Origin of the sequence: Sinomonas sp. G460-2, assembly GCF_047759905.1 — a bacterium.
Taxonomy (GTDB): domain Bacteria; phylum Actinomycetota; class Actinomycetes; order Actinomycetales; family Micrococcaceae; genus Sinomonas.
Map to the genome: position 1 here is coordinate 1 of NZ_JBKZWT010000480.1, position 1,935 is coordinate 1,935.

The 1,935-nt window shown below is 62.6% G+C and carries 1 rRNA gene; it reads left to right on the plus strand.

Features of this window, described 5'->3' with window-relative positions:
• The first annotated feature begins 14 nt into the window (after positions 1 to 14).
• Positions 15 to 1,536, plus strand: a 16S ribosomal RNA gene (locus ACLN58_RS21655).
• Positions 1,537 to 1,935: the final 399 nt, after the last annotated feature.

The following is a 1,935-nucleotide window of genomic DNA, read 5'->3' on the forward strand; positions in this document are numbered from 1 at the left end:
TTCTGTTTTTGTTTTTGACGGAGAGTTTGATCCTGGCTCAGGATGAACGCTGGCGGCGTGCTTAACACATGCAAGTCGGACGATGATGTGCCTTCGGGTGCGGATTAGTGGCGAACGGGTGAGTAACACGTGAGCAATCTGCCCTTGACTCTGGGATAAGCCTGGGAAGCTGGGTCTAATACCGGATAGTACCCCTTGCCGCATGGTGGGGGGTGGAAAGCCTTGTGCGGTCTTGGATGGGCTCGCGGCCTATCAGCTTGTTGGTGGGGTGATGGCCTACCAAGGCGACGACGGGTAGCCGGCCTGAGAGGGTGACCGGCCACACTGGGACTGAGACACGGCCCAGACTCCTACGGGAGGCAGCAGTGGGGAATATTGCACAATGGGCGCAAGCCTGATGCAGCGACGCCGCGTGGGGGATGACGGCCTTCGGGTTGTAAACCCCTTTCGGCAGGGGACAAGCCTTCGGGTGAGGGTACCTGCGGAAGAAGCGCCGGCTAACTACGTGCCAGCAGCCGCGGTAATACGTAGGGCGCGAGCGTTATCCGGAATTATTGGGCGTAAAGAGCTCGTAGGCGGTTTGTCGCGTCTGCTGTGAAAGCCCGGGGCTCAACCCCGGGTCTGCAGTGGGTACGGGCAGGCTGGAGTGCAGTAGGGGAGACTGGAATTCCTGGTGTAGCGGTGAAATGCGCAGATATCAGGAGGAACACCGATGGCGAAGGCAGGTCTCTGGGCTGTAACTGACGCTGAGGAGCGAAAGCGTGGGGAGCGAACAGGATTAGATACCCTGGTAGTCCACGCCGTAAACGTTGGGCACTAGGTGTGGGGGGCATTCCACGTCCTCCGCGCCGCAGCTAACGCATTAAGTGCCCCGCCTGGGGAGTACGGCCGCAAGGCTAAAACTCAAAGGAATTGACGGGGGCCCGCACAAGCGGCGGAGCATGCGGATTAATTCGATGCAACGCGAAGAACCTTACCAAGGCTTGACATGGGCCGGACAGGGCTGGAGACAGTCCCTCCCTTCGGGGCCGGTCCACAGGTGGTGCATGGTTGTCGTCAGCTCGTGTCGTGAGATGTTGGGTTAAGTCCCGCAACGAGCGCAACCCTCGTTCCATGTTGCCAGCACTTCGGGTGGGGACTCATGGGAGACTGCCGGGGTCAACTCGGAGGAAGGTGGGGACGACGTCAAATCATCATGCCCCTTATGCCTTGGGCTTCACGCATGCTACAATGGCCGGTACAAAGGGTTGCGATGCTGTGAGGCTGAGCCAATCCCAGAAAGCCGGTCTCAGTTCGGATTGGGGTCTGCAACTCGACCCCATGAAGTCGGAGTCGCTAGTAATCGCAGATCAGCAACGCTGCGGTGAATACGTTCCCGGGCCTTGTACACACCGCCCGTCAAGTCACGAAAGTCGGCAACACCCGAAGCCGGTGGCCCAACCCTTGTGGGGGGAGCCGTCGAAGGTGGGGCTGGCGATTGGGACTAAGTCGTAACAAGGTAGCCGTACCGGAAGGTGCGGCTGGATCACCTCCTTTCTAAGGAGCCCCTCCCTGCACGTGCTGCGCCTTCTGGCGTGGTGTGGTGCGGGGTATGGTGAGAGCCCGTTTCGCAGGCGGATGTCCTGCGGCGGGTGCTCGTGGGTGGAACATCATTTCCTGGTGGCCGGGCCGTGGTGGCCCCTGTGCTGCGCGAGTACGCGCCCCCTCTTCGGCGGGGGCGGTGGAAGGCGTGTGCGGGGGGTGCCGGGTCGGGCCGGCCGTGTCCCTTCGAGGGCGTGCGGTCCCGGGCGGGTCCCCCTGTTGTGGGGGGCGTGTGCCGGGGGTGTGCGCGGGGGTGCGGTCGCGTGGTGCGCTGTTGGGTCCTGGGACAGCAGTCCCTGGCTGGTCCCGTCCCCTGGCGGTCCCGTTCCCTTGTGGGCGGGGTGCTGCGGGGGG